Below are 2,834 nucleotides of genomic sequence, written 5' to 3' on the forward strand. Positions count from 1 at the left end.
TCTTGACGAACACCGCGCCGGAGGCGTCGACCCGTCCCCACTCGGACGGGTCCGACGCCCGGGCGATCCGCGTATCCGGGGTCGCCGACGCCCGCGGTCCAGCCTTCCGGGCGAGGGCGGCGGGCGAGGGCGCACCGGGGCGCGGGCCCGGCGTCGGCGCGGGGGTCGGTGCGGACGCTCCGGGGTTCGCCACACCGGGGCTGGTCGGTGACTGGTCGCTCATCTGGTCCTCATCTCGTCCCGCCGCGTGACACGGCACCATCGCCGGAAAATCCCACCGGTCGTCGCCTCACCGGCCCCGTGAGGGGTCGGTATCCCCCTAGTGTGTACCAAGCTCTGCCCGGGCGCCGGGGTATCTTCCGCGAGTCCGGCAGAGTCCTGAGGTCGGGCTCCGGTGGTGGTCAGTAAGGTTCTCGGTGTGAGCACCTCTGTCGTAGTGGTACCCGGAGCACCGGTCCTGGTGCCCGAGCTGTCAGGGGCAGCGGCAGGGGAGTCGGCCGCGCAGGTCGACGCGGTGGTGGCGATGCTCAGAGCCGCCGGGGCCGGCGTCGACAGCCCTCTGGTGCGGGGAACGGATACCGCGGGCCGGACGATCGGTGACGTGAGTTCGTCCCTGGTGCGATGGGGCGCGGAGGTGCCAGTCGGGCGGCCCGGGGCACCGCAGGCCGATCACGAGGAGGTCCCCGACGCCGCGCTGATCGCCTGGTGGCTGCTCGACCGGGCCGGGATCGACCTGCCCCGGTCCTTCGTCGGAGTCACCGCTGCCGGGCGGCTCCCACGGCTCCAGAGCGCGAACACCCTCGTCGTCGTCGTGGCCGACGGCCCCGCGTCGCTCTCCCCCCGCGCGCCCGTCCCCGAGGATCCGCGCGGCGTCGCCCTCGATGCCGACCTGACCGGGTGGTTACGGAACGGCGGTCCGCTCCCGGATCCCGGGGACGCGGTGGCGCAGGCGGTGGGGTGGTGGAGCAGGCCCGCGTGGCTCGAGCTCTCCGGGCTGGTGGGGCACCGGGCGGCCGTGGAGTCGATCTCGTGGGCCCCCTTCGGGGTGGGGTACCACGGTGCTCGATGGGCCTTGTCGTTGTCGGACTCCGCGGCGGCGGGGGACCAGGAGTGAGCGGCCCAGCACCGGTCGCCGTGGTGGGGCCGACCGGGACCGGGAAGTCCGAACTCGCCCTCGATCTGGCGGAGCGGCTGGGCGGCGAGGTGATCAACTGCGACGCCATGCAGCAGTACCGGGGCATGGACATCGGCACCGCGAAGCTGCCGCTGTCCCTCCGGCGCGGGATCCCGCACCACAGGCTCGACGTGCTCGACGTGACGCAGACCGCGAGCGTCGCCGACTTCCGTCGCGAGGCCGAACGCGAGGTCGCCGAGATCCGGCGACGCGGGCGCGTACCGATCCTGTGCGGGGGGTCGATGATGTACATCCAGGCACTGGTCGACGACTGGGCCATCCCGGACACCGACCCGCAGGTCCGGGCCTCCTACGAACGGCGCCTCGAGGAGATCGGGGTACAGGCGTTGCACGCCGAGCTCGGCCGCGTGGACCCCGAGGCCGCGCGGTCCATCCTGCCGACTGATCCCCGCCGGACGGTGCGGGCACTGGAGGTGATCGAACTGACCGGGAAGCCGTTCTCCGCCTCCAGGCCGACGATCGGCGACCCCCGGTGGGGCACACGCCTGCTCGGCCTCCGCTGCGCGCTCGGAGAACTGGATGAACGGCTGGAGGCGCGTACCGTCCGGATGTTCGATGACGGGCTGGTCGCGGAGGTGCGAGGACTCGTCGGACTCGGACTGCTCGAGGGCGTGACGGCCCGTCGGGCGATCGGGTATGCGCAGGTACTCGACGAGATGGACGACGACCTGGCGATCGACGAGGGGGGAGTGGCCCGCGCCCGCGAGCGGACGGTGATCGGCACCCGACGCTACGTCCGCAGGCAGCGGTCCTGGTTCGGGCGTGATCACCGCATCAGGTGGATCGACACCGACACCCGTCCGGTCGACGGGGCACCTGCCGGTGGTCGGACGCCCCTGGACGCCGCGCTCGAGATCCTGGACGGGGTGCAGCGGTGAGCTCACCGAACGCTGGTCGAGGACGTGTCCAGTCGGTGGACAGGGCGTTCGCCCTGCTCGACTCGCTGGCCCGCCGAGGCGGTCGCGCCACTCTCGGCGAACTGTGCGCTGATACCGGATTGGCCGCGGCGACCGTCCACCGACTCTGCGGGACCCTCGCCGAGACCGGTCATCTCCGTCGGGACACCCGCCGCGACTATCTGCTCGGCCCCCGGTTGCAGCGGATCGGTGAGGTGGCGGCACAGGCGACGCGGTCGTGGGCGACACCGGTCCTCGAGGCCGTCGTCGAGGGGACCGGCGAGACCGCCAACCTCGCCGTCCGCGACGGGGACGGCGTGGTGTACCTCGCCCAGGTACCGTCACCGCATTCGATGCGGATGTTCACCGAGGTGGGACGCCGGGTGCACGTGCACTGCACGGCGGTGGGCAAGGCGTTGGCCGCCCGAGACCACGACGACGAGGTCCGCGCGATGCTCGCGAGGACCGGTATGCCCGGGTACACGGACTCCACGATCGTCGAGCCGGACACCCTGATCGAGGAACTCGAGCGCATCCGGCGCGTGGGATTCGCCACGGACGAGTCGGAACAAGAAGAGGGGGTCCGCTGCGTCGCGATCACGGTCGGGGCGGGCGCCGCCGCGGTCGCCGTGTCCGCGTCGGGTCCCGAGGCGAGGTTCACCGAAGAGCGCCGCGACGCCGCGGTGGACATCCTGAGGGCCGCGGTGGCCCACCTGCACCCCTGATCGGCCGGACCGGCCGGA

General features: G+C 72.7%; 3 protein-coding genes and 1 pseudogene. 3 read left to right on the forward strand and 1 reads right to left on the reverse strand.

Going from position 1 to position 2,834, the window contains the following annotated elements:
- Positions 1-223, reverse strand: a pseudogene (locus tag G6026_RS17145) (DUF349 domain-containing protein); the annotation flags it as partial.
- A 195-nt stretch (positions 224-418) separates the two neighbouring features.
- On the opposite strand from G6026_RS17145, the gene G6026_RS05685 reads away from it, so the two are divergent.
- From G6026_RS05685 to G6026_RS17880, 3 genes are read left to right on the forward strand one after another with little or no spacing between them, the layout of a single operon-like run.
- Positions 419-1,114 (forward strand): hypothetical protein, encoded by a 696-nt coding sequence (locus tag G6026_RS05685; protein ID WP_347238071.1) that lies wholly within the window; start codon positions 419-421, stop codon positions 1,112-1,114.
- On the forward strand, positions 1,111-2,073 hold the full coding sequence (miaA, locus tag G6026_RS05690; protein WP_309230254.1) for a tRNA (adenosine(37)-N6)-dimethylallyltransferase MiaA: 963 nt from the start codon (positions 1,111-1,113) through the stop codon (positions 2,071-2,073). Before G6026_RS05685 ends, miaA begins: the two co-directional genes overlap by 4 nt.
- Positions 2,074-2,108: 35 nt before the next feature.
- Entirely contained in the window at positions 2,109-2,816 is a 708-nt protein-coding gene (locus tag G6026_RS17880) for an IclR family transcriptional regulator (protein ID WP_231750263.1), read from the forward strand.
- Positions 2,817-2,834: the final 18 nt, after the last annotated feature.

Source organism: Dietzia sp. DQ11-38-2, from assembly GCF_014145055.1.
Lineage (GTDB): Bacteria > Actinomycetota > Actinomycetes > Mycobacteriales > Mycobacteriaceae > Dietzia.